1 protein-coding gene and 2 pseudogenes are annotated in these 3,178 nt (G+C 67.9%); 2 read left to right on the top strand and 1 reads right to left on the bottom strand.

The window, feature by feature from the left end:
- Positions 1-312, top strand: a pseudogene (locus KDB67_RS18735) (glycerophosphodiester phosphodiesterase); the annotation flags it as partial.
- A gap of 8 nt (positions 313-320) precedes the next feature.
- Here the strand turns inward: KDB67_RS18735 and purL are convergent.
- Positions 321-2,606, bottom strand: a complete 2,286-nt coding sequence (gene purL, locus KDB67_RS18730) for a phosphoribosylformylglycinamidine synthase subunit PurL (RefSeq protein ID WP_291019037.1) — start codon at positions 2,604-2,606, stop codon at positions 321-323.
- Between the two features lie 145 nt (positions 2,607-2,751).
- On the opposite strand from purL, the pseudogene KDB67_RS18725 reads away from it, so the two are divergent.
- Positions 2,752-3,178, top strand: a pseudogene (locus KDB67_RS18725) (type VII secretion AAA-ATPase EccA); the annotation flags it as partial.

The following is a 3,178-nucleotide window of genomic DNA, read 5'->3' as shown; positions in this document are numbered from 1 at the left end:
TACGACCCATGTCACGACGGCGCCGTCAAACAGGTACTCACCTCGGGACGATTCGACGAGTTCGTCGCGAACGCCGTCGACGCCTCCCCGCGAGCGGAGATGGTCTACCTCGACAAGAAGCTGGTCCTGCGAGCCGACGACCGCGGCGTCGACCTGATCGGCGCCTTCCACGCGGCAGGCCGCACAGTCGACACCTACACGGTCCGCCGCGTCAACCTGTTCTCCCGCCGCACCATCACCCGCCTGCTCGCCCTGCAAGCCGACCAGATCACCACAGACGACCCCGAACGCCTCGTCGCCAGGTTCGCGTAGTCGCCCGTTCAGCCGAAGAGGGTGGGGAGGGTGGACTCGTGAACCTGACGGAGCTCGGCGAGGGTGATCGAGAAGTGGTCTTGAACCTCGACCGAGTCGCTGCCCTGGTCGACGACGCCGATGCGGGTCCATGGCATCTGGCGGGCGTTGAGCATGCCGCAGAAGCGGGATTCCTCTGTGCGGGGGACGGCGACGAGGACGCGGCCGGCGGATTCGGAGAACAGCCAGACGAACGGGTCGGCGCCCTCGGGCAGCAGGACGCGGGCACCGGTCTCACCGGCCAGCGCCGACTCTACGACGGCCTGGATCAGACCGCCCTCGGACAGGTCGTGGGCGGCCGAGATGAGGCCGTCGCGCGAACCGGCGACGAGGATCTGCGAGAGGAGCCGTTCACGTTCGAGGTCGACCTGCGGCGGGACGCCGCCGAGGTGATCGTGGGCGACCTGCGCCCAGATCGACCCGTCGAATTCGTCGTGGGTGTCGCCGAGCAGGATCAGCGTTTCGCCCGGTTCGGTGCCGAAGCCGGTGGGGGTGCGGCGGCGGACGTCGTCGATCACGCCCAGCACGCCGATGACGGGTGTCGGGAGGATCGGGGTGGATCCGGTCTGGTTGTAGAAGCTGACGTTGCCGCCGGTTACCGGGATGCCTAGCTGTGCGCAGCCGTCGGCGAGGCCGCGGACGGCCTGTTGGAACTGCCACATCACCGCCGGATCCTCGGGGGAGCCGAAGTTGAGGCAGTTGGTGACGGCCTTCGGGGTGGCCCCGGTGACCGACACATTGCGGTAGGCCTCGGCGAGCGCGAGCTGGGCACCCCGGTACGGGTCGAGGTAGGTGTAGCGGCCGGATGCGTCGGTGGCCAGCGCGATACCGAGGCCGGTTTCCTCGTCGATACGCACCACACCAGAGTCGGCATGTTCGGCGAGCACGGTGTTGCCGCGCACATACCGGTCGTACTGTTCGGTGATGAATTTGCGGCTGCACAGCGCGGGCGACGCGAGCATCGTCAGCAGTGTTTCGCGCAGTTCGTCGGAGGTCGACGGCCGGGCCAGACTGGCACTCGACGACGCGATCACCTCGTCCTGCCAGTCGGGCCGGGCGACGGGACGCTCGTAGACGGGACCGTCGTGCGCGACGGTGCGCGGCGGCACGTCGACAACGGTCTCACCGTGCCAGGTGATCACCAGGTGGTCGCCGTCGGTGACCTCACCGATGTCGGTCGCGAGCACATCCCATTTACGGCACACCGCCATGAATGCGTCGACGTTGTCGGGTGTCACGACCGCGCACATGCGTTCCTGGGATTCGCTGGAGAGGACCTCGGCCGGGGTCATCCCGGTGGCACGCATCGGCACCTTTTCCAGGTCGATGTGCATGCCACCGTCACCGGCGGCCGCGAGTTCTGAAGTGGCGCACGACAATCCGGCGCCACCGAGATCCTGGATGCCCACGACGAGCCCGGCGTGATAGAGCTCCAGGCAGCACTCGATGAGCACCTTCTCGGTGAACGGATCGCCCACCTGAACACTCGGCAGTTTCTTGCGGTTCGGCCCGTCCTCCTCGCTGTCGTCGAAGGTCTCCGACGCCAGCACCGACACACCACCGATGCCGTCGAGGCCGGTGCGCGCACCGAACAGGATGATCTTGTTGCCCGCACCCGAGGCGAACGCCAGGTGCAGATCCTCCACCCGCAGCACGCCCGCGCACAGCGCGTTGACCAGCGGATTACCCGCATACGAGGCGTCGAACACCGTCTCGCCACCCACATTGGGCAGGCCGAGGGAGTTGCCGTAGCCGCCCACACCGCGCACCACACCGTCGACAACGCGCCGGGTGTCGGGGGCATCGGCGGCACCGAACCGCAGCTGGTCCATGACCGCGATCGGCCGCGCGCCCATCGCCATGATGTCGCGGACGATGCCACCCACGCCGGTGGCCGCACCCTGGTACGGCTCGACGTAGCTCGGATGGTTGTGCGACTCGACCTTGAAGGTGACCGCCCAACCGTCGCCGATGTCGACGACGCCGGCGTTCTCGCCGATACCGGCGAGCATCGAGGCCCGCATCTCGTCGGTGGTGGTCTCCCCGAAGTAGCGCAGGTGCACCTTGGACGACTTGTAGCTGCAGTGCTCGGACCACATCACCGAATACATGGCCAGTTCGGCGTCGGTGGGGCGGCGCCCGAGGATCTCCTTGATCCGGTCGTACTCGTCGTCCTTGAGGCCTAGCTCGCGGAACGGCTGCGGATGGTCGGGGGTCTGGGCAGCGGCTGAGACGGTATCCACCTGTGCACTCACCCGCGTCAGTCTAGTGGGTGCCGCGGGGTGGGGCTTCCCACGCACCCTGTGGATAAGCCACTGGTGGTTTCGGGCGATTCGCCCGTAGGGTGTGACGGGGCCGCGAAGGGGTGCGCGGCCGTCCGGGAAGCAGACTGGGGGACTCATGACGCAGGCCGCGCACAGGGCTCGGCAACTGTTCGATCTCGGTGTTCTGTCGCTCGGTATTCCCGTCGACGGCCAGGACCCGGTGAACGACCGTGCGCAGGCCGCACGCGCATTCACCCGGGCCAGCCAGTGGGATCCGGCGATGGCCGACGCCTGGCTGGGCCGGATGGCGTGCGGCGAGAGCACCGACGAGGTGATAGCCGCCCTCTACTTGCACCGGGACGCCATCGGCCGTGAGCAGCGCAGACTGCGGCTCCCCCAGCGCATCCTGGCCGGGCGCTGGGACACCACCATCGGCATCGACTATCCGCTCGCCGATGCCCTCGAAGCCACCGCCGCATATGCGGCGACTCTCGTCCGGGGCAGCGATCCGGCCGGTGCCGACGACGTGTTGTCACAGGTAGCGGACAATATCCCGATCATCG

This window comes from Gordonia sp. (in: high G+C Gram-positive bacteria) (assembly GCF_020438995.1).
GTDB lineage: Bacteria > Actinomycetota > Actinomycetes > Mycobacteriales > Mycobacteriaceae > Gordonia.
The sequence above is the reverse complement of the archived record's forward strand: the minus strand, read 5'-3'. Positions and strand labels throughout refer to the sequence as shown.